Origin of the sequence: Mesorhizobium sp. WSM3879, from assembly GCF_002294915.1 — a bacterium.
Lineage (GTDB): Bacteria > Pseudomonadota > Alphaproteobacteria > Rhizobiales > Rhizobiaceae > Mesorhizobium.
In genome coordinates, this window is record NZ_NSFZ01000011.1 from 26,568 (window position 1) to 47,642 (window position 21,075).

Below are 21,075 nucleotides of genomic sequence, written 5' to 3' on the forward strand. Positions count from 1 at the left end.
TCCATTCAGGCGGCGAAGCGCAGGCCGCCGTCGCAGGTCAGCACCTGGCCGGTCATGAAACCGTTGGACACCAGGAAGGCGATCGCGTCGGCGACGTCCTCGGCGCGGCCGATGCGGCCGACCGGCGTCTTTCCGGCGTACTCGGCAAAGACCGCCTGCCGCTCTTCGCCCGATAGAAAATCCCACCAGGGCGTATCGATGACGCCGGGGGCCACGACGTTGACGCGCAGCGGCTTCAGTTCGACGGCCAGGATCGGGACTACGGTCAAAAGCATGCCGTTGATGGCGCCGATGCCGGCAATGCCGGGTGCTGCGATCTGCGCCGAGACGGCCGAAATGAAAGTGACCGATCCGGCTTTGTTCAAGGTCGGCAGGGCCGCTTGCAAGCAGCCTAGCTGCGGCTTGATCTTCTCGTCGACGCCGCTGCCGATGTCGGCAAGGTCGAGGGTCGCGAACGGCCCAAGGCCCCTGCCGCCGCTTGCGGCGAGAACGAGATGGTCGAATGGGCCGAGACCATCGAAGAAGTGCCGGACCGCGTCCGGCTTGGTCGCGTCGAAAGCGGCCTTGCCGACGGTGCCGCCGAGGCTCTTCCAGGCGTTGTTCAGCTTGTCCTCGCTGCGGCCGGTGATCGTCACCTTCATCGTGGGGCTGAGCAGCCGTTTGGCTGTGGCAAGGCCAATGCCAGACGAGCCGCCGATGATGACGCAATGTTCGATGCTCATGAATGCTGTTCCCTGGATGTCGCGGAAGATTGTCCGGTCAGTTCGAGGCTGAGCGCCCGCAACCGGCTGCGGGCTCTTTCGTCATAGGCCTGGGCATCGGCGCGCGCTTCCCGCTGGCCATCGAAATAGAGGCCGCTGCGCCCTTCGAGCGCCGGAGATATTGCCAAGTTGAGGATCGCGTCGGCGCCGGTCTCGACCGAGCTCCACGGTGTGATGCCGGCCTGCCGGACCATGGTGGTATCCATGTAGCTTGCCGGATGGAGTGCATTGACGGTGACGCCGCTGCCTTCGAGCTGCTCGGCCAGATCGATGGTGAACAAGATCTGCGCCAGCTTGCTCTGGCAATAGGCGCGCACGCCGCTGTAGCCGCGGGCCAGATTGATATCGTCGAAATCGATCGCCTGCTGGCCGGCGGAGGCGACATTGACGATGCGCGCCGGCGCACTTGCCTTCAGCAAGGGCAAAAGCTCCGACGACAGCAGGAAGCCTGCGAGATAGTTGACGGCGAAGCGCATTTCGTAGCCGTCGGCGCTCACTTGCCTTTTTGCGCCTTCGCCGCCCGTGCCGACGCCGGCATTGCTGATCAATATGTCGAGCCGGTCGGTTCCTGCCCGCACGGCGCCGGCAAGGCGGCGCACTTCGGCAAGCGACGAAAGATCCGCAAGCAGAAATTCGGCGTTGCCGCCCTCGGCTTCGATGGCAGCGACTGTCGCCTTGGCGCGAGTTTGGTCGCGGCCATGCACCAGCACGCGGGCGCCGGCAGCGCCGAGCCTTTCAGCGACCACGCGGCCAACCCCGTCGGTCGAGCCGGTGACGAGAACGGTCTTATTCTTAAGGTCCATGTTCAGAGCCTCCTTATGCTGCTCTGAACGCAAGATGGGGCGCGGCGCGCAGGCCAAACAGTTCAATTTTTATCCTGGTATCGATACTGCTATAATAGCTGCATGGATGCCGTGCCCCATTCCCCCGAGGACAGTCGCCGCCGCGAGCTCGGCGCTTTCCTGCGCTCGCGCCGGGAGCGGCTCTCGCCTGCCGACATTGGGATTGCGAGCGGCGCCAGGCGGCGTACGCCCGGGTTGAGGCGCGAGGAAGTGGCAATGATCGCCGGCGTCGGCACCACCTGGTACACCTGGCTGGAGCAGGGGCGAGACGTGCGGCCCTCGGTCGAAGTGCTGACCGCGCTCTGCGAGGCGCTGCGACTGGACGCCGTCGAGAAGCGGCATCTGTTCATCCTTGCCGGCCGCCAGCAGCCGGAGCAGCGCGCGGCGACCTCTGAAAAGGTCGACGCCACACTGCTGCACATGCTGAGGAGCCTCGTCCTGCAGCCGGCTTATGTGGTTGGCCGGCGTTGGGACGTGCTCGCCTGGAATCCGGCGGCGGGAGCCGTGTTCGGCGACTATGGCCTGCTGGAGGGCGATGCCCGCAACATCGTCCATCTGGTGTTCACAAGCCCGCATCACCGCCGGCTGCTGGTCGATTGGGAAGAGCTTGCCCGCGTGGTGCTCGCTTCGTTTCGCGCGGAGAGCGCCAAATATGTCGGCGATCCGGATTTCGAGCGGCTGATCGCGCTGATGATGCGCTCAAGCCCGGAGTTCCGTGATTGGTGGCCGCGGCGGGACGTGGCGAGAAGGCTGACGGGCGTGAAACACGTCCGCCATCCCACAGCCGGCCCGATGGCTTTCGAGCATATGAGCCTGTCGATCGACGACGGCTCGGACATGCGGCTGATCGTCTACACGCCGTTGCCCGAGCAGAATACGATCGCCAAGCTCAAGAAGCTGCTAGAAGAGAAGCCCGCCGAGCGGCGCAGCGCCTGATCTTCGCCCGACCTAGACTTTCGGCTTCAGCCCATCGAGGAACAGTTGCTCCAGGAACCGGGCAGCATCCTCGAAGCGGCCGTCGCCGCCGCGGTCGGGGCCGAGCACGGCGCGCACCTGGACATCGAAATCGGCGTAGTGCTGCGTCGTCGCCCAGATCGAGAAGATCAAATGCCAGGGGTCGGTGCGGGCTATCTTGCCGGCGCGCATCCAGCCCTTGATGACGGCGGCCTTCTCCTCGACCAGCGTTTTCAGCTCGCCCTCGAGCATCGGCATGATGCGCGGCGCGCCCTGCAGGATCTCGTTGGCGAAGAGCCGGCTTTCGCGCGGAAAATCGCGCGCCATTTCGAGCTTGCGGCGGATGTAGCTTCTGAGCTCGGTCATCGGATCGCCGATATCGTCAAGCTCGCGGAGCGGCGCCAGCCAGGTGTCCAGGAGCCGCTGCATCAACGTCTCGTGAATGTCCTCCTTGCGGCGGAAGTAATAGAGGAGGTTCGGCTTCGACATGCCGGCGGCTTCGGCAATCTGGTCGATGGTCGAGCCGCGAAAACCGTTGGCGGAGAAGACTTCCAGCGCGGCTTCCAGGATGAGCTCGCGCTTTTCCTGCTGGATGCGGGTGCGGCGTGGAGCTGAGCCTTCCATCGTGTCCGTCATCCTTGCCGGCTGCTGCCGTGTGGGCACTCTGGACCAATTCTCTGGACCAGTTTTTCTCCGAGTCGTGGAGCGCGCTTTCGATGCCGCATTTCCGTTAGTAGTCCCTTGACCGCCGACAGGGCGGTGCTAACGTTTGTCCAACCGGTCAAAATTTTGCGTAGCACGAAAACGCAACGAAGACCAAGCCTTGGGAAGACCAAGCGTTAGCGCACAGAAACAGGTTACAAGGGGAAATCTTGGTCATGTCCAACCGGCTGAAAGTCACGCCGAACGATCTCAGCGCATTCTGGATGCCGTTCACGGCAAACCGGCAGTTCAAGCAGGCGCCGCGCATGTTCGTGTCCGCCAAGGACATGCACTACACGACGAGCGATGGCCGCAAGGTGCTCGACGGCACTGCAGGCCTCTGGTGCGTCAACGCCGGCCATTGCCGGCCGAAGATCACCGAGGCCATTCAGCAGCAGGCCGCCGAACTCGACTATGCGCCGGCCTTCCAGATGGGCCACCCGATCGTCTTCGAACTGGCGAACCGCCTGGTCGATATCGCGCCGAAGGGCATGGACCATGTGTTCTTCACCAATTCCGGTTCGGAGTCGGTCGAGACCGCGTTGAAGATGGCGATCGCCTATCACCGTGTCCGCGGCGAGGGCTCGCGCACCCGGCTGATCGGCCGCGAGCGCGGCTATCACGGCGTCAATTTCGGCGGCATTTCGGTCGGGGGCATCGTCGCCAACCGCAAGATGTTCGGCACGCTGCTCGGCGGCGTCGACCATCTGCCGCACACCCACTTGCCGGAGAAGAACGCCTTCTCGAAGGGCGTGCCTGAGCACGGCGCCGAATTGGCGAACGAGCTCGAGCGTCTCGTCACCCTGCATGACGCCTCGACCATCGCGGCGGTCATCGTCGAGCCGGTCGCAGGCTCGACCGGCGTCATCCTGCCGCCGAAAGGCTACCTGCAGAAGCTTCGAGAAATCTGCACCAAGCACGGCATATTGTTGATCTTCGATGAAGTGATCACCGGCTTCGGCCGTCTTGGCGCGCCATTCGCCGCCGATTATTTCGGCGTCACGCCGGATATCATGACGACGGCCAAGGGCGTCTCCAACGGCGTCATCCCGATGGGCGCGGTTTTCGTGAAGAAGGAAATCCACGACGCCTTCATGAACGGCCCGGAGCACATGATCGAGTTCTTCCACGGCTACACCTATTCGGGCAATCCGATCGCCTGCGCCGCGGCTCTCGGCACTTTGGACACCTACAAGGAAGAAGGCCTGCTAACCCGCGGCGAGGAGCTGGCGCCTTACTGGGAAGACGCGCTGCATTCGTTGAAGGGCGAGCCGCATGTCATCGACATCCGCAATATCGGCCTGATCGGCGCGATCGAGCTGGCGCCGATCGCCGGTAGCCCGACCAAGCGGGCCTTCTCGGCCTTCGTCAAAGCGTTCGAACGCGGCGCGCTGATCCGCACAACCGGCGACATCATCGCGCTGTCGCCGCCGCTGATTATCACCAAGGGCCAGATCAACGAACTGATCGACCATGTTCGCGATGTGCTGCGCTCTATAGACTAAGTGCTCAAACCGCTCGGGCGGCGACGGGAACCGCCGCCCGACCGGAGACCTGAAATGAGAGGACTTTGAATGGCCGCCCCCGGCGAGAATCTGCGAATCAATTCAGACCGTTTGTGGGATTCCATCATGGAGATGGCGAAGATCGGCCCCGGCATCGCCGGGGGCAACAATCGCCAGACGCTGACCGATTCCGACAAGCAAGGCCGCGAACTGTTCAAGTCCTGGTGCGACCAGGCCGGGCTCACGATGGGCGTGGACCAGATGGGCACCATGTTCATGACGCGGCCCGGCACCGATCCGGACGCGCTGCCGATCTATGTCGGCTCCCATCTCGATACCCAGCCCACCGGCGGCAAATATGACGGCGTGCTCGGCGTGCTCTCTGGCCTCGAGGTCGTGCGCTCGCTCAACGATCTCGGCATCAAGACCAAACATCCGATCGTCGTCACCAACTGGACGAACGAGGAGGGAGCCCGTTTCGCGCCGGCCATGCTCGCCTCCGGCGTGTTCGCAGGCGTCCACACTCAGGACTATGCCTATGCCCGCAAGGATCTCGACGGCCTGAGCTTCGGCGACGAGCTGAAGCGGATCGGTTGGGTCGGCGACGAGACGGTCGGCGCGCGTAAGATGCACGCCTATTTCGAGTACCATATCGAGCAGGGGCCCATCCTCGAGGCCGAGAACAAGCAGATCGGCGTGGTGACCCACTGCCAGGGCCTGTGGTGGCTGGAATTCACGCTGACCGGCCGGGAGGCGCATACCGGCTCGACCCCGATGAACATGCGCGTCAATGCGGGGTTGGCCATGGCCCGCATCCTGGAGATGGTGCAGACGGTCGCGATGGAGAACCAGCCTGGCGCCGTCGGCGGTGTAGGCCAGGTGAAGTTCTCGCCCAACTCCCGCAACGTTTTGCCGGGCACGGTGATCTTCACTGTCGATATCCGCTCGCCCGATAAGGCGAAGCTCGACGGCATGCGCGCCCGCATCGAGAAGGAGGCGCCGAAGATCTGCGAGCCGCTCGGCGTGAAATGCGCCGTCGAGGCGGTCGGCCATTTCGATCCGGTGACCTTCGATCCGACGTTGGTCGGCCGTGTCCGCACCGCCGCCGAGAAGCTGGGCTACAGCCATATGAACATCATCTCCGGCGCCGGCCACGACGCCTGCTGGGCGGCCAAGGTCGCGCCGGCGACCATGGTCATGTGTCCCTGTGTCGGCGGGCTCAGCCACAACGAGGCCGAGGACATCTCCAAGGAATGGGCGGCGGCAGGTGCCGATGTGCTGTTCCACGCGGTGGTCGAGACGGCAGGAATCGTCGAATGACCCAATAGAAATCACCTCGAAAAAGCCGCTCGCAAAGAAGCGCGAAAAGATCAGGGGAACAGATATGACCAAAGTCATCAAGAACGGCACCATCGTCACCGCCGACCGCACGTGGAAAGCCGACGTGCTGATGCAGCACGGCAAGATCATCGCCATCGGCTCGAACCTGCATGGCGATCACGAGTTCGACGCAACGGGCTGCTATGTCATGCCGGGCGGCATCGATCCGCACACCCATCTCGAAATGCCCTTCATGGGCACCTATTCGGCCGACGATTTCGAATCCGGCACGCGCGCGGCGCTTTCCGGCGGCACGACCATGGTCGTCGATTTCTGCCTGCCGGCGCCGCAGCAGTCGCTGCTGGAGGCGCTGCAGATGTGGGACAACAAGACCTCGAAGGCTGCCTGCGACTATTCCTTCCACATGGCGATCACTTGGTGGGGCAAGCAGGTCTTCGACGAGATGGCGACCGTCGTCGACAGGGGCATCACCTCGTTCAAGCATTTCATGGCCTATAAGGGCGCGCTGATGGTCGACGACGACGAGATGTATTCCTCGTTCCAGCGCTGCGCCGATCTCGGCGCGCTGCCGCTGGTCCATGCCGAGAATGGCGACGTGGTCGCGGCACTCTCGCAGAAGCTGCTTGCCGCCGGCAATAACGGCCCCGAGGGGCATGCCTATTCGCGTCCGCCCGAAGTGGAAGGCGAGGCGACAAACCGCGCCATCATGATCGCCGACATGGCGGGCGTGCCGCTCTATGTCGTGCACGTCTCCTGCGAGCAGAGCCATGAAGCCATCCGCCGGGCACGCCAGAAGGGCATGCGCGTCTATGGCGAGCCGCTGATCCAGCACCTGACGCTCGACGAGAGCGAATATTTCAACAAGGACTGGGACCATGCGGCGCGGCGCGTGATGAGCCCGCCTTTCCGCAGCAAGTGGCACCAGGATTCGCTATGGGCGGGCCTGCAGGCCGGATCGCTGCAGGTGGTGGCGACCGACCACTGCTCCTTCACCACCAAGCAAAAGCGCAACGGCGTCGGCGACTTCACCAAGATCCCGAACGGCACCGGCGGCCTCGAGGATCGTTTGCCCGTGCTTTGGACCAGCGGCGTCAACACCGGTCGACTGACGATGAACGAGTTCGTCGCGGTGACCTCGACCAACATCGCCAAGATCCTCAATATGTATCCGAAGAAGGGCGCGATCGTCGAAGGCGCCGATGCCGACATCGTGGTCTGGGACCCGAAGCGCAAGAAGACAATCACGGCCAAGAACCAGCAGTCGGTGATCGACTACAACGTCTTTGAGGGCTTCGAGGTGACGGGGCTGCCGCGCTTCGTCTTTTCCCGCGGCGAACTGTCGATCGAAGAAGCGGACGTCAAGGCCAAGGTCGGGCACGGCGAGTTCGTGGCGCGCGAACCGAACGCCGCCGTCAACCGCGCGCTTTCGACCTGGAAGGAGATCAGCGCGCCGCGCAAGGTGGAGCGCACGGGCATTCCGGCGACCGGAGTTTGAGCGTGCGCGCAACTCACCTTCTGACCGGGGCAGCCGTGCTGCTGGCCGCCGGCCAAGCTTTCGCCGCCGGCATCGATCTCTCCAAACCCTGGGGCAACAAATCCGGCTGCATCAACAAGAACGGCCAGGAGGTCTATGCCGAGGACATGCTGCTGTTGACCAGCGAGGCGCTCGTCACGGTCGCCAGCGCCTGCACCTTTACCGACAAGAGACCCCAGGCGAATGGCTCCCTTGTGGTGACGGCGCAGTGCGAGGCGGAAGGCGAGGAGGGGCAGACGCCGGCCCAGTTCATCATCAAGCGCAGCGCCAAGAACGCCAAGAGACTGGTGATCGCCGACAAGGACGGCAACGCGATGGGAGAAGTCTCCCGGTGCAAATGACGGCGGTCCCGTCGACCTCAGGCAACCAACGCATCCAGTTCCGGCATCAGGACCACGCTTTCCTGCTCGTTGGGATCGGTGCGGGCGATGACCGCCGAAGAGGGCGCTCCGCTCAGATTGGCGGGCAGATGCGGCACGCCCGCCGGAATGTAGAACAGGTCGCCGGCCTGGACGACTTTGTGATGCTCGAGCCGGTCGCCATACCAGGTATGGACCTCGCCGGAGAGCACATAGATCGCGGTCTCGTGGTTCTCATGCATATGCGCCTTGGCGCGGGCGCCGGGCGGCATGGTGAGAAGGTGCATACAAATGCCGGAGGAGCCGACGGTTTCGGCGGCTATACCGGCGAAATAGCTCAAGCCTTGCTTGCCTTCATAAGTGCTTTCAGGGCGAATAAGGTGGCATGTGGGTTTAGGCGACATCGGCAAGGCTCCGGGCGTCGATCAAGTGGGACTGGACGAGTGGAAAGCAAGGCAATCGTAAAATCAACCGGATTCCGGCCGGCGCGGCAGCGGCTGCGAAAGACAGGTTTCTGCCGATGAGCGGACAGTCGCCAGCCGTCGTTTCGGCAAGCAAGCTCGGCCTCACCTTCCAGACCAATGACGGTCCGGTGCAGGCGCTGTCCAATGTCGATCTCACCATCGGCAAGGGTGAGTTCGTCTCCTTCATCGGCCCCTCCGGCTGCGGCAAGACAACCTTGCTGCGCGTCATCGCCGATCTGGAGAAGCCGACCTCGGGAACGATCTCCGTCAATGGGATTTCGCCGGAGCAGGCGCGCGAGAAGCGGGCTTACGGCTATGTCTTCCAGGCGGCGGCGCTGTTTCCTTGGCGCACAATCGAGCGGAATGTGGCGCTGCCGCTGGAAATCATTGGCCTCAGCCAGGCCGAGCAGGCGGAACGCATCAAGCGAACCCTCGAACTCGTCAACCTCTCCGGCTTCGAGAAGAAGTATCCCTGGCAGCTGTCCGGCGGCATGCAGCAGCGCGCCTCGATCGCGCGCGCGCTCGCCTTCGACGCCGATTTGCTTTTGATGGACGAGCCGTTCGGCGCGCTCGACGAGATCGTGCGCGATCATCTGAACGAACAGCTTCTCGAACTCTGGGATTCGACCAACAAGACGATCTGCTTTGTCACTCACTCGATCCCCGAGGCGGTCTATCTGTCGACCCGCATCGTGGTGATGTCGCCGCGGCCGGGCCGCGTCACCGACGTGATCGAATCTACCTTGCCCAGGAAGCGGCCGCTCGACATCCGCGAGACGCCGGAATTCCTGGCGATCGCCGCGCGCGTGCGCGACGGGTTGAGGGCGGGGCACAGCTATGATGATTGAGGGTGCTTGCCAGCGGACGGACACCCGCTGCTTCGACATCCTGGGCCGGAGCAAGCGCGAAGCCGCGCGCGTGGCGGGAGCCGACCGCCGTGATTTCGTCATCCTAGGGCGGAGCGACGCGAAGCGGAGCGCAGACCCTAGGATCCATGCCGTGACCTCGGCCGAAGGCCGTAAGCGGCTCAGAATACCCGACGAGCTGAGCGCGGCGCACGGAGCCGTATTCTGCGCCACAGCGGAGCGTCGAGGTAACGGCATGGATCCTAGGGTCTGCGCCGCGTCGCTTCGCTCCTTGCTCCGCCCTATGATGACGAAAAACGCGCAGCGCCGCGTGCTGCCGTTGCGCCGGGGGAAGGCCTGCTAAATGGACTCCTTCCGTTCCAAGATCATCCCGGTCACGTCAATCCTCGCCGGCGTGGTGGTGCTCTGGTATGTCTTCGCCGTCATCCTCAATGCGCCGTTCCAGCGCGATCTCGACGCCAGAGCCAACGAAACCCCCGGCACGGTCGAATTCATCGGCAAGACATTATCGCAGCCGAAGCCGACGCTGCCGGCGCCGCACCAGGTGGCGGTGAACTTCTTCGAGAACACCTTCCTGCGCAGCATCACCTCGAACCGCAGCCTTGTCTACAATGCCTGGGTGACGCTGTCCTCGACGCTGCTCGGCTTTGCTTTCGGCACGGCGCTCGGCATCGTGATCGCCGTCGGCATCGTGCATGTGACGACGCTCGACCGCAGCCTGATGCCTTGGATCATCGCCTCGCAGACCATTCCCATCCTGGCGGTGGCGCCGATGATCATCGTGGTGCTGGCGGCCATCGGCATCACCGGGCTGATCCCGAAGGCGCTGATCTCGACCTATCTGTCGTTCTTCCCGGTTGCGGTCGGCATGGTGAAGGGATTGCGCTCGCCCGAGCTCATGCATCTCGACCTGATGCACACTTATAATGCCAGCGCCTCGCAGACCTTCTGGAAGCTGCGCGTCCCGGCATCGGTGCCGTTCCTGTTCACGTCGATGAAGGTGGCGGTGGCGGCGAGCCTGGTCGGCGCCATCGTCGGCGAATTGCCGACGGGTGCTGTCGCCGGCATCGGCGCCAAGCTGCTTTCCGGCGCCTATTACAGCCAGACGATCGACATCTGGTCGGCGCTGGTTGCGGGCTCGGTGGTTGCCGCGCTTCTGGTCATGGTGGTCGGCATCGCTGGCCGCCTGGTCGACCGCGCCATGGGCGGGAGGCCGGCATGACCTGGCTGAAACCATCCTGGCAAGCGGTGCTGGCGATCCTTCTTTGCGTCGTCGCCTTCGCGCTCGGCGCGATGTCGACACCGGAAGCGGCTGCGCTGGCCGAGCCTGCCGCGACGGTTGCCTACCCGTATATGGGCACCAAAGGTCTCATCCTCGGATTGCTGCTGATCGCGGCGCTGGTTTCGACGGTGAGACTCGCGCTACTTATCGAAGCCGTTGTCCTGTTCATCGGCGCCCATGTCGCAGCGTGGCTTCTGGTCAAGGGCATCGGAGGCTTCGAGGGCACGGCACTGGCGCCGTACTTTCTGGTTCTCGCGGCCGCCTGGTTGCTTGCCTGGCGCTGCGTCGCGCTGTTGTCCTCGCTACGGCCGGCAGCCAGCGGGGCCAAAACGGCGCTGCGGCTGATCATTCCGGCGATCTTCGGCGCCTGGATCCTGATCATCTGGGAAGCGGTGACGCGCGGCGCCGGCATTCCCTTCATCCTTTTGCCGCCGCCGAGCGCCATCGGCGCGCGCATCGCCAACTCGCTGCCGATCCTGGGATCGGACGTGCGGCAGACGATCTTCAAGGCAGTGCTGATCGGCTACATCGTCGGCAATCTCGCCGGCTTCGTCGTCGCCATCCTTGCCGACCGTGTGCCGTTCCTCAGACGCGGGCTGCTGCCGATCGGCAACATGGTATCGGCGCTGCCGATCATCGGCGTCGCGCCGATCATGGTGATGTGGTTCGGCTTCGACTGGCCGTCCAAGGCGGCGGTCGTCATCATCATGACCTTCTTCCCGATGCTGGTGAACACCGTCGCGGGGCTTGCCGCCTCCGGCCACATGGAGCGCGATTTGATGCGCACTTATGCGTCGGGCTACTGGCCGACCTTGCTGAAGCTGGGGCTGCCGGCGGCAATGCCGTTCATCTTCAATGCGCTGAAGATCAACTCGACGCTGGCGCTGATCGGCGCCATCGTCGCGGAGTTCTTCGGCACGCCCGTGGTCGGCATGGGATTCCGCATTTCGACGGAAGTCGGGCGGATGAACATCGACATGGTCTGGGCCGAAATCGCAGTTGCAGCACTTGCGGGTTCGGTCTTTTATGGCGTGGTCGCTCTTGTCGAGAGAGCCGTCACGTTTTGGCATCCCTCTGTCCGTGGTGGATAGGGGCTGTGGGTTTGGGTGCTAACTTCAGAGGGTAAAAACATGAAAAGACTGGTAATTTCTGCTCTGGCCGGGGCGATGTCGCTGGCCGCTTTCCAAGCGATGGCGGCCGACAAGGTGACGCTGCAGCTGAAATGGGTCACGCAGGCCCAGTTCGCCGGCTACTACGTCGCCAAGGCCAAGGGCTTCTACGAGGCCGAAGGGCTCGACGTCGACATCAAGCCGGGTGGGCCGGATATCGCGCCCGAGCAGGTGATCGCCGGCGGCGGCGCCGATGTGATCGTCGACTGGATGGGCGGCGCGCTGGCCGCCCGTGAAAAAGGCGTGCCGCTGGTCAACATTGCCCAGCCGTTCAAGAAAGCCGGCATGGAGCTGGTCTGCCCGAAGGACGGCCCGATCAAGACCGAAGCCGACTTCAAGGGCCACACCCTCGGCGTCTGGTTCTTCGGCAACGAGTACCCGTTCTATGCCTGGATGAACAAGCTCGGCCTCAAGACCGACGGCGGCAAGGACGGCGTCACCGTGCTGAAGCAAAGCTTTGACGTGCAGCCGCTGATCCAGAAGCAGGCGGACTGCATCTCGGTCATGACCTATAACGAGTACTGGCAGCTGATCGACGCCGGCTACAAGCCGGAGCAGCTCACCGTCTTCAACTATTCGGCCATGGGCAACGACCTGCTCGAGGACGGCCTCTACGCGCTGGAGAACAAGCTCAAGGATCCGGCCTTCGAGGACAAGATGGTGCGCTTCGTGCGCGCCTCGATGAAGGGCTGGAAATACGCCGTCGACAATTCGGATGAGGCGGCCGAGATCGTCATGGATAATGGCGGCCAGGACGAGAACCATCAGAAGCGCATGATGGGCGAAGTCGCCAAGCTGATCGACAATGCCGACGGCAAGCTCGATCCGGCCACCTATGAGCGCACCGCCAAGGCGCTGCTCGACCAGAAGATCATCGCGAAGGAGCCGTCGGGCGCCTATACGACCGCGATAACCGACAAGGCGATCAAGTAAGGTTGACCTAGCCAGTCGAGACTTAACGGGGGCGGGTGACCGCCCCTTTTGCTTGGCTGTGGTAAAATATCCGTGTGCAGGGATACAAGCGGCCTGCCAACCGTTGCAGTGGGGCATCCGCGCGCCGGGGGAGCCGCGGCGGGGCGGATGCGCGCCAGCCAAGGAGGTTCTCCAATGCGCATCCAATCATGGCCGATGCTTTCGGCCTTTGCTGTCTCGACTGCTTTGCTGCTCGCATCTCCGGCCTTGGCCGAAACTGTGAAGTACAATGCGACGCTCGACGGTAGCCAGCAGAGCCCGCCCGTCACCACCAAAGGCAAGGGAACCGCCACATTCACCTTCGACACCGCCAAGAAGAAGCTCAGCTGGAACGTCAAATATTCCGGCCTCAGCGGACCTGCGACGGCTGCTCATATTCACGGCCCGGCCGCGTCGGGTGAAAACGCACCTCCGGTGATCCCATTCAAGAAGCTCAAGAGCCCGATCAAGGGATCGGCGACGCTGACCGACGCGCAGGCGGCCGACCTCGAGGCCGGCAAGTACTACGTCAATGTCCACACCAAGGCGAATCCGGACGGCGAGATCCGCGGCCAGATCGAGAAAGCCGGCGGATCGATGTAGCGGAGTTTCCTCAGGCAGCAACGAGGGGGGCGACCGCCTCGTTCTGCCTGATCAGGACTTGTCGCGTATCTGTGTCAGCGTGCGGGTCGGCGTGATGGCTTCAGGATCGAGCCTGATCTCGACGATCGCCGGCTTGCCGCTGGCGCGTGCGCGTTCGAAGGCCGGAGCGAAGTCTTCGGTCTTTTCGACGGTCTCGCCATGGCCGCCATAGGCGCGGGCGAGAGCGGCGAAATCCGGGTTCTTGAGGTCGGTCGCCACGACGCGGCTCGGATATTCCCGCTCCTGATGCATGCGGATCGTGCCGTAAATGCCGTTGTTGACGACCACCACGATGATCGGCAGGTCGTATTGCACGGCGGTCGCGAACTCCTGCCCGTTCATCAGAAAACAGCCGTCGCCGGCAAACGCGATGACCTCGCGGTCCGGGTATAGGGCCTTGGCCGCGACCGCGGCCGGCGTGCCGTAGCCCATCGAGCCGGAAGTCGGCGCCGCCTGCGTGGCGAAGCGGCGGAAGCGGTGGAAGCGATGCACCCAGGTGGCGTAGTTGCCGGCGCCGTTGGTGAGGATGGCGTCTTCCGGCAGCGCCTTTTCCAGATAGGTCATGATCGGCCCCATCTGCACGGCGCCGGGGCCGGTCTGAGGCGGCGTCGACCATTCGAGATAGGCGGCATGCAGCTTTGCCGTCTCCGCCGCCCAACCGGGCGCGGCCGAACCTTTGCGTCTGGCGAATGCCCGCACGAAGGCGGTGGGGGAGGCGTTGATCGCCAGGGTCGGCCGATAGACGCGGCCAAGCTCGCCGGCGTCGGCGTGGACATGCACCAGCATCTGGTCGGGGTAAGGGCTTTTCAACAGCGTATAGTCCGAGGACGGCATCTCGCCCATGCGGCCGCCGATGAGCAGCACCAGGTCTGCCTGCTTGATCGCTGCAGCCAGCTTCGGATTGATGCCGATGCCGACATCGCCGGCATAGTTCGGATGCAAGTGGTCGAACAGCATCTGGCGGCGGAAGGAGCAGCCGACCGGCAGTGACCAGGCCTCTGCGATCCGGGTGACGTCTTGAACCGCTTGAAAATCCCAGCGCGTGCCGCCCAGGATAGCAATTGGCCGTTTGGCGGCATTGAGCAGGGCCTCAAGCCGGTCGAGTTCGGCTTCACCGGGGCTTGTTTCGACCGGCGTATGAGCCAGCGCCGGTGGGGCCTCGACCTCGCTGGTCAGCATGTCCTCGGGCAGCGAGATGACGACCGGACCAGGTCGGCCCGACGTCGCCACCGCGAAGGCGCGGGTGACGAATTCCGGGATGCGCGAGGCATCGTCGATCTCGACCACCCATTTGGCGATGTCGCCGAAGAAGCGCTTGTAGTCGACCTCCTGAAAAGCCTCGCGCTCCTTGGCGTGACTGGCGACCTGGCCGATGAACAGGATCAGCGGCACCGAATCCTGCATGGCGATATGAATGCCGGCCGAAGCGTTGGTGGCGCCGGGGCCGCGGGTGACAAAGCATATCCCGGGCTTGCCGGTCAGGCGCCCCTGGCAGTCGGCCATCATCGCCGCTCCGCCTTCCTGACGGCAGACGATAGTGCGGATCGGCGAGTCATGCAGCGCGTCGAGCACCGCCAGATAGGATTCGCCTGGAACGCAGAAGATGCGGTCGGTGCCGTTCGCTTCGAGCGCCTCGACGATCAATTGTCCGCCGGTCTTCATTTTGCTGATCTCTCCAGTTCGGCAAGGATTTCCTCAGTGTGCTCGCCGAGACGCGGCGAGGGGCGCTCATAGACGAGCGGCGTGCCGGACATCACCATCGGCGCACGTACCGTAGGCAGCAAATTGCCATGACCGTCGTCCAGGTCGAGCCGCATGCCGCGCGCGATCGTCTGCGGGTCGGCGAACATCTGGCCGATCGTGTTGATCGGGCTTGCCGGCACGCCGGCCGCCTCGAGCTTCGCCAGCAGCGGATCGCGATCCCACGTGCTCAGCGTCTCGATGATCTGTTCGCGCAGCTTGGCGCGATTGGCGACGCGGGCCGGATTGGTGGCGAAATCCGGATTGGCTGGCAGATCGGTGAGGCCGACCGCTGCGCAGAACTTGGTGAATTGTCCGTCATTGCCGACCGCCAGGATGATATGGCCGTCTTTCACCGGCAGCACCTCGTAAGGCGCGATGTTCATATGCGCGTTGCCCATCTGCATGGGCGACTTGCCGGAGACCAGATAGTTGAGGTTCTGGTTGCCGAGCGCCGAGATCTGGCTGTCGAAGAGCGCCATGTCGATATGCTGGCCTTCACCGGTCCTTTCTGCGTGGCGGAGCGCCGCCTGGATGGCGATCACCGAATAAAGCCCAGTGAACAGGTCGGAGATGGCGACGCCTGCCTTTTGCGGCTCGCGGCCGGCCTCGCCGGTGATCGACATCATGCCGGCCATGGCCTGGATGATGAAATCGTAACCCGCGCGGGGCGCGTAGGGCCCGTCCTGGCCAAAGCCGGTGATCGAGCAATAGACGAGGCGCGGGTTGATCCTCTTCAGGCTCTCATAGTCGAGCCCGTATTTCTTGAGACCGCCGAGCTTGAAGTTCTCGATCAGCACGTCGGCCGTGGCGACGAGGCGGCGGAGCGTGTCGGCGCCTTCGGGCTTGGAGAAATCGATGGCGATCGAGCGCTTGCCGCGATTGCAGGAATGATAATAGGCCGCCGAAAGGTTCTCGCCGTCATGGCTCATGACGAAGGGTGGGCCCCATTTGCGGGTGTCGTCGCCGCCGTCCGGGCTCTCGACCTTGATGACATCGGCGCCGAGATCGGCGAGCAGCTGCCCGGCCCAGGGGCCTGCCAGGATGCGAGCGAGTTCGATGACGCGGATGCCTTTCAGCGGGGGTTCAGCCATGGATCACCGTGAAGGGTTGAAAGCGCAGCGTCTACCAACAGAGGTCGCCCCTGTCACGACCCATGCAATGGGCCAATGCCGCTAGGGTTTCAGCGTATGATCCGCCCAGGCGGCGAAATCATTCATGATGACGTCGCGGTTGACCTCGTTCAGGCTTTCGTGGCGGGTGTCGGCGTAAACCTTTGAAACCAGATTCGAAAAGCCCATTTTGTCCATCCGCCGGGCAAGGTGGTGAACCGCTTTGCCGTGGTCCGATGCCGGATCCTTCTCGCCGCCGATCAGATTGACGAAGAGGTCGCGGCGCACGCCGGCGAAGCTCGAATCCCTGCCGGCGTAGAGCGCGAGGTTGACCACATCGCGCCACATGGAGACGGAGGCATCCCAGCCGCAGAGCGGGTCGGCGATGTATTTGTCGACCTCGACCGGATCGCGCGACAGCCAGTCGAACAAGGTCCGGTGATTGGGCACGGCCTTGCCCCAGGCCTGGAAGGTCAGCTTGGGCAGCAGCCGAGATGGCACGTCGGAGCCCAGCCGCATCCTTTCCCAGCCCAGGATGGCCAGGGCCAGCCGGCCGAGCAGGCCTTGCGAGAAATTGCCGTTCCAGATCGCTGCGGCATGGACGCGATCGGAATGGCGGAGCACGAAATTCAGCGCGATCGAGGCGCCGAGCGAATGTCCAAAAGCGATGACCGGCAATCCCGGATGTTCAACGGCGATCAGATCATGCACCGCGCCGACATCGGCAATCACCTTGGCGATGCCGTCGGTATCGGCGAACCGGCCGAGCGGCGCATCGGGCGCCTTTGTCGCGCCATGGCCGCGATGGTCATGGGCGTAGACATGGAAGCCGCGCGCGCAGAGGAAGTCGGCAAAGCGGGCGTAACGCGCCGCATGCTCGGCCAAGCCGTGATTGATCTGGATGACGGCGCGCGGGGATATTTGCGCATGTCTCACATAGAGGTTGAGGTCGGCCCCGGTCGGTGAGGCCAGCCTGGTCTGCTTGTCGAATGGCATGTCTCGCTCCCTTGGCGACTGATGGGCGAGGGCTTCGGCTGCGTCAAGAGAGCGCGATCCTTTCGAGCCATGTGGAGTGCGCTTATCGCTCTCCTGGGGATTATTTTCGCGCGACGACAAAGATCGCAATTCTGACACGTCGCCTGTTCTAATGTGGCGAATCCGATACGGTTCGATGATCGCCGGGAGAGCGGGAATGCGGGTTTGGGCAGTATGGGGTTCGGTTGTTCTGGCCCTGGTTGGCGCCGGCGCGGCTCAGGCCGATGTGAAGATGAGCGGCACCTTCGTGGCCGACAGCGCCTGTCCGGCAACGCAAGCCATCAGGAGCGGCAAGAACTCCGGCAACGTGTCTACCGAAGCGGGACAGACCTATCAGCTTCTGGCAGGCAACAAGGACGAGCCCACCCATTATCTCATCCAGGTTCCTGGCGCCGATCCGGAGCGACGCTGGGTGAAGATCGGCTGCGGTCATGTCACCGGCAGCAGCGCGTCCGCCACGCCCTCGCCGGCCGATCCGATGAAGCCGTCGCAACCTGGTTCCGGCAAGCCTGAATATGTGTTCGCGCTGAGCTGGCAGCCCGCATTCTGTGAGACCAAGGCCAACAAACCCGAATGCAAGGCGCAGAATCCCAACGAATTCGACGCTTCGCACTTCACGCTGCATGGGCTGTGGCCGCAGCCGAACGGCAATTTCTATTGCCAGGTGTCGGCGGGCGACAAGGCCAACGACAATCCCGCGCATTGGGGAGATTTGCCACCCGTCGAACTCGACGCCAACACGCGCGCCGAGCTCGACCAGATGATGCCGGGCACGGCGTCCAAGCTGGAGCGCCATGAATGGATCAAGCACGGCACCTGCTACGGCAAGAGCCAGCAAGAGTATTTCTCCGACGCGCTCAATCTGATGCGCGCGGTGAACGCCTCGCCAGTGCGCGATCTCTTCGTCAAAAACATCGGCAAGCAGCTGACATCGGAGCAGATCCGCAATGCCTTCGACCAGGCCTTCGGCAAGGGTGCCGGCGACCGCGTGCGCGTCTCCTGCCTTGTCGATCCGTCGAGCGGAAGGCGGTTGATCGGCGAGCTGACGCTCGGTCTCTCCGGTCCGATCGGCCCCGACAGCAAGCTCGCCAGCCTGCTGATCGCCTCGGCGCCGACGAGCAAGGCGGGCTGCCCGAAGGGCACGGTCGACGCGATAGGGTTCCAATAGGACGTGCCACCGCCCGGATTCGGCCACCGAACCGAGCATGATTGCCGGCCGGTAGAGTTCACGACGCGGCGAAAGCGATTGCCGTTCGGCGCTTCATCGCCTACATAGCGCGCAACTCCACCCAATTCGACAGTTCAGTTTCAGGGAAAGCGCGCGTGGCTCGCCAGTTCATCTATCACATGTCAGGCCTGTCGAAGGCCTACGGCACCAAGAAGGTGCTCGATAACATCCACCTGTCCTTCTATCCGGACGCCAAGATCGGCATCCTCGGCCCCAACGGCTCGGGCAAGTCGACCATCCTGCGCATTATGGCCGGGCTCGACAAGGAGTTTCAGGGCGAGGCGTGGCTGGCCGAGGGCGCGACCGTGGGCTACCTCGCGCAGGAGCCGCAGCTCGACAACAGCAAGACCGTGCGTGAAAACGTCATGGACGGCGTCGCCAGGAAGACTGCCATCATCGAGCGCTATAACGAGCTGATGATGAACTATTCCGACGAGACGGCGGACGAGTCGGCCAAGCTGCAGGACGAGATGGACCGGCTGAACCTTTGGGATCTCGAGCAGCAGGTCGAGATGGCGATGGACGCCCTGCAGTGCCCGCCGGCCGATTCCGAGGTGACGAACCTCTCGGGCGGCGAGCGCCGCCGCGTGGCGCTCTGCCGGCTGCTGCTCGAGCAGCCCGACCTTTTGCTGCTCGACGAGCCGACCAACCATCTCGACGCCGAGACCACGCAGTGGCTGGAAAAGCACCTGCGCGACTATCCGGGCTCGGTGCTGATCATCACCCACGACCGCTACTTCCTCGACAACGTCACCGGCTGGATTCTCGAGCTCGACCGCGGCCGCGGCATTCCCTACGAGGGCAACTACACCAAATATCTCGACGCCAAGGCCAAGCGCCTGATCCAGGAAGGGCGCGAGGACGACGCCCGCCAGAAGGCGATCTGGCGCGAGCGCGAATGGATCCAATCCTCGCCGAAGGCGCGCCAGACCAAGTCCAAGGCGCGCATCAAGGCCTATGAGGAATTGGTCGAGCAGTCGCAGAACCGCAAGCCGACCGACACGCAGATCGTCATCCCGTCGAGCGAGCGCCTCGGCAATGTCGTCATCGAGGTCGAGGGCCTCAACAAGGGCTTTGCCGACGAGCTTTTGATCGAGGATTTGTCGTTCAAACTGCCGCCGGGCGGCATCGTCGGCGTCATCGGCCCGAACGGCGCCGGCAAGACGACCCTGTTCAAGATGATCACCGGTCAGGAAACACCGGATGCCGGCTCGATCCGCAAGGGCGAGACTGTGAAGCTCGGCTATGTCGACCAGAGCCGCGACGCGCTCGACCCGAACAAGACGGTTTGGGAAGAGATCTCGGGCGGCGCCGAGGTCATCAAGCTCGGCAAGCACGAGGTCAACAGCCGCGCTTACTGCTCGTCCTTCAACTTCCGCGGCGGCGACCAGCAGCAGAAGGTCGGCAATCTTTCCGGCGGCCAGCGCAACCGCGTGCATCTGGCCAAGATGCTGAAGGGCGGCGGCAATGTGCTGCTGCTCGACGAACCGACCAACGATCTCGACACCGAAACGCTGGGCGCGCTGGAAGATGCGCTCGAAGCCTATGCCGGTTGCGCGGTGATCATCAGCCACGACCGCATGTTCCTCGACCGCATGGCGACCCACATGCTCGCCTTCGAGGGCGACGCGCATGTCGAATGGTTCGAAGGCAACTTCGAGGAATATGAGAAGGACAAGCTGCGCCGCCTGGGCGCGGAAGCGGCAACCCCGCACCGCATGACGCACAAGCGGCTGACGCGGTAGCAAAGTCCATGGGCGGCGAACAAATATGAGGTTCTGAAATGGCTGACTGGTCCGCCGCCCAATATCTGAAGTTCGAGGATGAGCGCACGCGGCCCGCGCGGGACCTGGCAGCACAAGTCCCGGTCGACTTCCCGCGCCGCGTCGTCGATATTGGCTGCGGTCCGGGCAACTCGACGGAGCTGCTGGTCGAGCGATGGCCAGATGCGGAGGTCAGCGGTTTCGACACCTCACCCGACATGATCGAGAAGGCGAAGGCGCGGCTGCCCAACGTGAATTTCGCGCTAGCCGATGCTTCCGCCTGGCAGCCGGCGCAGCCCGTCGACGTGATCTTCGCAAACGCGGTCTTTCAATGGCTGCCGGAGCATCCGGCGGTGTTCCAGCGGCTGATCGGGCTGCTCGCACCGGGCGGCGCCTTGGCCATCCAGATGCCCGATAATCTTGGCGAACCCTCGCATCGGTTGATGCGCGACACCGCGGCCGAGATGCCGTTCTCGGCCAAGCTCAGGAGTGCCGCCCGCGCGCCGCTGCCTACGGTTTCCTTCTACTACGATCTTCTGTCGCCGCTCGCCGATCGCGTGGATATCTGGCACACGATCTACAATCATCCGTTGGCCGATGCCGAAGCGATCGTCGAATGGGTCAAGGCGACGGGGCTGAGGCCGTTCCTCGATCCGCTCGGCGCGGACGAGAGAAAGACATTCCTCGAAAGCTACACCGCAAAGATCGCAAAGGCCTATCCGAAGACGGCGAACGGCAAGGTGCTGCTGCGCTTCCCGCGCATCTTCATCATTGCCAAGCGGGCCTGACCGTTTCCGGTCAACTCATCGCGATAGCCGGAACTGC

The 21,075-nt window shown here is 63.6% G+C and carries 20 protein-coding genes; 13 read left to right on the forward strand and 7 right to left on the reverse strand.

The window, feature by feature from the left end; translation table 11 throughout:
- Positions 1-5 precede the first annotated feature (5 nt).
- Together CK218_RS22525 and CK218_RS22530 are read right to left on the reverse strand one after the other, a co-directional pair.
- A complete protein-coding gene (locus tag CK218_RS22525) occupies positions 6-722 on the reverse strand; it encodes an SDR family oxidoreductase (RefSeq protein ID WP_066990603.1) in 717 nt (238 codons plus the stop codon).
- The gene (locus CK218_RS22530; protein WP_095828939.1) at positions 719-1,564 is read right to left on the reverse strand and encodes an SDR family NAD(P)-dependent oxidoreductase; all 846 of its coding nucleotides are present in this window, start codon (positions 1,562-1,564) and stop codon (positions 719-721) included. The genes CK218_RS22525 and CK218_RS22530 overlap by 4 nt, the downstream gene beginning before the upstream one ends.
- A gap of 102 nt (positions 1,565-1,666) precedes the next feature.
- Here CK218_RS22530 and CK218_RS22535 point away from each other — a divergent pair, with 102 nt between their 5' ends.
- Complete coding sequence (locus CK218_RS22535; RefSeq protein ID WP_095828940.1) at positions 1,667-2,539, forward strand: helix-turn-helix transcriptional regulator; 873 nt, start codon at positions 1,667-1,669, stop codon at positions 2,537-2,539.
- Positions 2,540-2,551: 12 nt separating this feature from the next.
- On the opposite strand, the gene CK218_RS22540 is transcribed toward CK218_RS22535, so the two are convergent.
- The gene (locus tag CK218_RS22540; protein WP_095783863.1) at positions 2,552-3,181 is read right to left on the reverse strand and encodes a TetR family transcriptional regulator C-terminal domain-containing protein; all 630 of its coding nucleotides are present in this window, start codon (positions 3,179-3,181) and stop codon (positions 2,552-2,554) included.
- Between the two features lie 254 nt (positions 3,182-3,435).
- Between CK218_RS22540 and CK218_RS22545 the strand changes: the two genes are divergently transcribed.
- From CK218_RS22545 to CK218_RS22560, 4 genes are all read left to right on the forward strand, one after another.
- Positions 3,436-4,764 (forward strand): aspartate aminotransferase family protein, encoded by a 1,329-nt coding sequence (locus CK218_RS22545; protein ID WP_067328959.1) that lies wholly within the window; start codon positions 3,436-3,438, stop codon positions 4,762-4,764.
- A 69-nt stretch (positions 4,765-4,833) separates the two neighbouring features.
- Complete coding sequence (locus CK218_RS22550; RefSeq protein ID WP_095828941.1) at positions 4,834-6,084, forward strand: Zn-dependent hydrolase; 1,251 nt, start codon at positions 4,834-4,836, stop codon at positions 6,082-6,084.
- A gap of 64 nt (positions 6,085-6,148) precedes the next feature.
- On the forward strand, positions 6,149-7,600 hold the full coding sequence (hydA, locus tag CK218_RS22555) for a dihydropyrimidinase (RefSeq protein WP_095824943.1): 1,452 nt from the start codon (positions 6,149-6,151) through the stop codon (positions 7,598-7,600).
- A 2-nt stretch (positions 7,601-7,602) separates the two neighbouring features.
- Positions 7,603-7,980, forward strand: a complete 378-nt coding sequence (locus tag CK218_RS22560; protein WP_066990620.1) for a hypothetical protein — start codon at positions 7,603-7,605, stop codon at positions 7,978-7,980.
- Positions 7,981-7,997: 17 nt separating this feature from the next.
- Here the strand turns inward: CK218_RS22560 and CK218_RS22565 are convergent, their stop codons facing one another.
- The gene (locus CK218_RS22565) at positions 7,998-8,408 is read right to left on the reverse strand and encodes a cupin domain-containing protein (RefSeq protein ID WP_176478031.1); all 411 of its coding nucleotides are present in this window, start codon (positions 8,406-8,408) and stop codon (positions 7,998-8,000) included.
- Positions 8,409-8,518: 110 nt separating this feature from the next.
- Here CK218_RS22565 and CK218_RS22570 point away from each other — a divergent pair, with 110 nt between their 5' ends.
- The 5 genes from CK218_RS22570 (at position 8,519) to CK218_RS22595 (ending at position 13,333) form a co-directional block, all read left to right on the forward strand.
- Positions 8,519-9,310, forward strand: coding sequence for an ABC transporter ATP-binding protein (locus CK218_RS22570; protein ID WP_066990627.1), 792 nt, complete (start codon positions 8,519-8,521; stop codon positions 9,308-9,310).
- Positions 9,311-9,671: 361 nt separating this feature from the next.
- Positions 9,672-10,550 carry an ABC transporter permease gene (locus CK218_RS22580; protein ID WP_066990637.1) on the forward strand — a complete coding sequence of 293 codons (879 nt, stop codon included), beginning with the start codon at positions 9,672-9,674 and terminating at the stop codon, positions 10,548-10,550.
- Positions 10,547-11,701, forward strand: coding sequence for an ABC transporter permease (locus CK218_RS22585; RefSeq protein WP_095779069.1), 1,155 nt, complete (start codon positions 10,547-10,549; stop codon positions 11,699-11,701). Before CK218_RS22580 ends, CK218_RS22585 begins: the two co-directional genes overlap by 4 nt.
- 39 nt (positions 11,702-11,740) lie before the next feature.
- Positions 11,741-12,712, forward strand: a complete 972-nt coding sequence (locus CK218_RS22590; protein WP_066990642.1) for an ABC transporter substrate-binding protein — start codon at positions 11,741-11,743, stop codon at positions 12,710-12,712.
- Positions 12,713-12,886: 174 nt separating this feature from the next.
- The gene (locus tag CK218_RS22595) at positions 12,887-13,333 is read left to right on the forward strand and encodes a CHRD domain-containing protein (RefSeq protein ID WP_066990644.1); all 447 of its coding nucleotides are present in this window, start codon (positions 12,887-12,889) and stop codon (positions 13,331-13,333) included.
- A gap of 51 nt (positions 13,334-13,384) precedes the next feature.
- On the opposite strand, the gene CK218_RS22600 is transcribed toward CK218_RS22595, so the two are convergent.
- The 3 genes from CK218_RS22600 to CK218_RS22610 form a co-directional block, all read right to left on the reverse strand.
- A complete protein-coding gene (locus CK218_RS22600) occupies positions 13,385-15,034 on the reverse strand; it encodes a thiamine pyrophosphate-binding protein (protein ID WP_095779068.1) in 1,650 nt (549 codons plus the stop codon).
- Positions 15,031-16,206, reverse strand: coding sequence for a CaiB/BaiF CoA-transferase family protein (locus CK218_RS22605; RefSeq protein ID WP_095783840.1), 1,176 nt, complete (start codon positions 16,204-16,206; stop codon positions 15,031-15,033). The genes CK218_RS22600 and CK218_RS22605 overlap by 4 nt, the downstream gene beginning before the upstream one ends.
- An 81-nt stretch (positions 16,207-16,287) precedes the next feature.
- Positions 16,288-17,220, reverse strand: coding sequence for an alpha/beta hydrolase (locus CK218_RS22610; protein ID WP_095828943.1), 933 nt, complete (start codon positions 17,218-17,220; stop codon positions 16,288-16,290).
- Positions 17,221-17,416: 196 nt separating this feature from the next.
- On the opposite strand from CK218_RS22610, the gene CK218_RS22615 reads away from it, so the two are divergent.
- The 3 genes from CK218_RS22615 to tam all read left to right on the forward strand — a co-directional run bounded on the left by CK218_RS22615 (position 17,417) and on the right by tam (position 21,038).
- Complete coding sequence (locus CK218_RS22615) at positions 17,417-18,427, forward strand: ribonuclease (RefSeq protein ID WP_095779065.1); 1,011 nt, start codon at positions 17,417-17,419, stop codon at positions 18,425-18,427.
- Positions 18,428-18,582: 155 nt separating this feature from the next.
- Positions 18,583-20,232, forward strand: coding sequence for an energy-dependent translational throttle protein EttA (ettA, locus tag CK218_RS22620; protein WP_066990654.1), 1,650 nt, complete (start codon positions 18,583-18,585; stop codon positions 20,230-20,232).
- 38 nt (positions 20,233-20,270) lie between these two features.
- Positions 20,271-21,038 (forward strand): trans-aconitate 2-methyltransferase, encoded by a 768-nt coding sequence (tam, locus tag CK218_RS22625; RefSeq protein ID WP_095828944.1) that lies wholly within the window; start codon positions 20,271-20,273, stop codon positions 21,036-21,038.
- Positions 21,039-21,075 lie beyond the last annotated feature (37 nt).

Excerpts from the sequence above, each read along its gene's own strand:
- CK218_RS22595 (WP_066990644.1), top strand. The coding sequence starts at position 12,887 with ATGCGCATCCAATCATGGCCGATGCTTTCGGCCTTTGCTGTCTCGACT.
- tam (WP_095828944.1), top strand. The coding sequence starts at position 20,271 with ATGGCTGACTGGTCCGCCGCCCAATATCTGAAGTTCGAGGATGAGCGC.
- CK218_RS22610 (WP_095828943.1), bottom strand. The coding sequence starts at position 17,220 with ATGCCATTCGACAAGCAGACCAGGCTGGCCTCACCGACCGGGGCCGAC.
- CK218_RS22590 (WP_066990642.1), top strand. The coding sequence starts at position 11,741 with ATGAAAAGACTGGTAATTTCTGCTCTGGCCGGGGCGATGTCGCTGGCC.
- CK218_RS22585 (WP_095779069.1), top strand. The coding sequence starts at position 10,547 with ATGACCTGGCTGAAACCATCCTGGCAAGCGGTGCTGGCGATCCTTCTT.
- hydA (WP_095824943.1), top strand. The coding sequence starts at position 6,149 with ATGACCAAAGTCATCAAGAACGGCACCATCGTCACCGCCGACCGCACG.
- CK218_RS22550 (WP_095828941.1), top strand. The coding sequence starts at position 4,834 with ATGGCCGCCCCCGGCGAGAATCTGCGAATCAATTCAGACCGTTTGTGG.
- CK218_RS22540 (WP_095783863.1), bottom strand. The coding sequence starts at position 3,181 with ATGGAAGGCTCAGCTCCACGCCGCACCCGCATCCAGCAGGAAAAGCGC.
- CK218_RS22545 (WP_067328959.1), top strand. The coding sequence starts at position 3,436 with ATGTCCAACCGGCTGAAAGTCACGCCGAACGATCTCAGCGCATTCTGG.
- CK218_RS22535 (WP_095828940.1), top strand. The coding sequence starts at position 1,667 with ATGGATGCCGTGCCCCATTCCCCCGAGGACAGTCGCCGCCGCGAGCTC.
- CK218_RS22530 (WP_095828939.1), bottom strand. The coding sequence starts at position 1,564 with ATGGACCTTAAGAATAAGACCGTTCTCGTCACCGGCTCGACCGACGGG.
- CK218_RS22605 (WP_095783840.1), bottom strand. The coding sequence starts at position 16,206 with ATGGCTGAACCCCCGCTGAAAGGCATCCGCGTCATCGAACTCGCTCGC.
- CK218_RS22570 (WP_066990627.1), top strand. The coding sequence starts at position 8,519 with ATGAGCGGACAGTCGCCAGCCGTCGTTTCGGCAAGCAAGCTCGGCCTC.
- CK218_RS22615 (WP_095779065.1), top strand. The coding sequence starts at position 17,417 with ATGCGGGTTTGGGCAGTATGGGGTTCGGTTGTTCTGGCCCTGGTTGGC.
- CK218_RS22600 (WP_095779068.1), bottom strand. The coding sequence starts at position 15,034 with ATGAAGACCGGCGGACAATTGATCGTCGAGGCGCTCGAAGCGAACGGC.
- CK218_RS22525 (WP_066990603.1), bottom strand. The coding sequence starts at position 722 with ATGAGCATCGAACATTGCGTCATCATCGGCGGCTCGTCTGGCATTGGC.
- CK218_RS22580 (WP_066990637.1), top strand. The coding sequence starts at position 9,672 with ATGGACTCCTTCCGTTCCAAGATCATCCCGGTCACGTCAATCCTCGCC.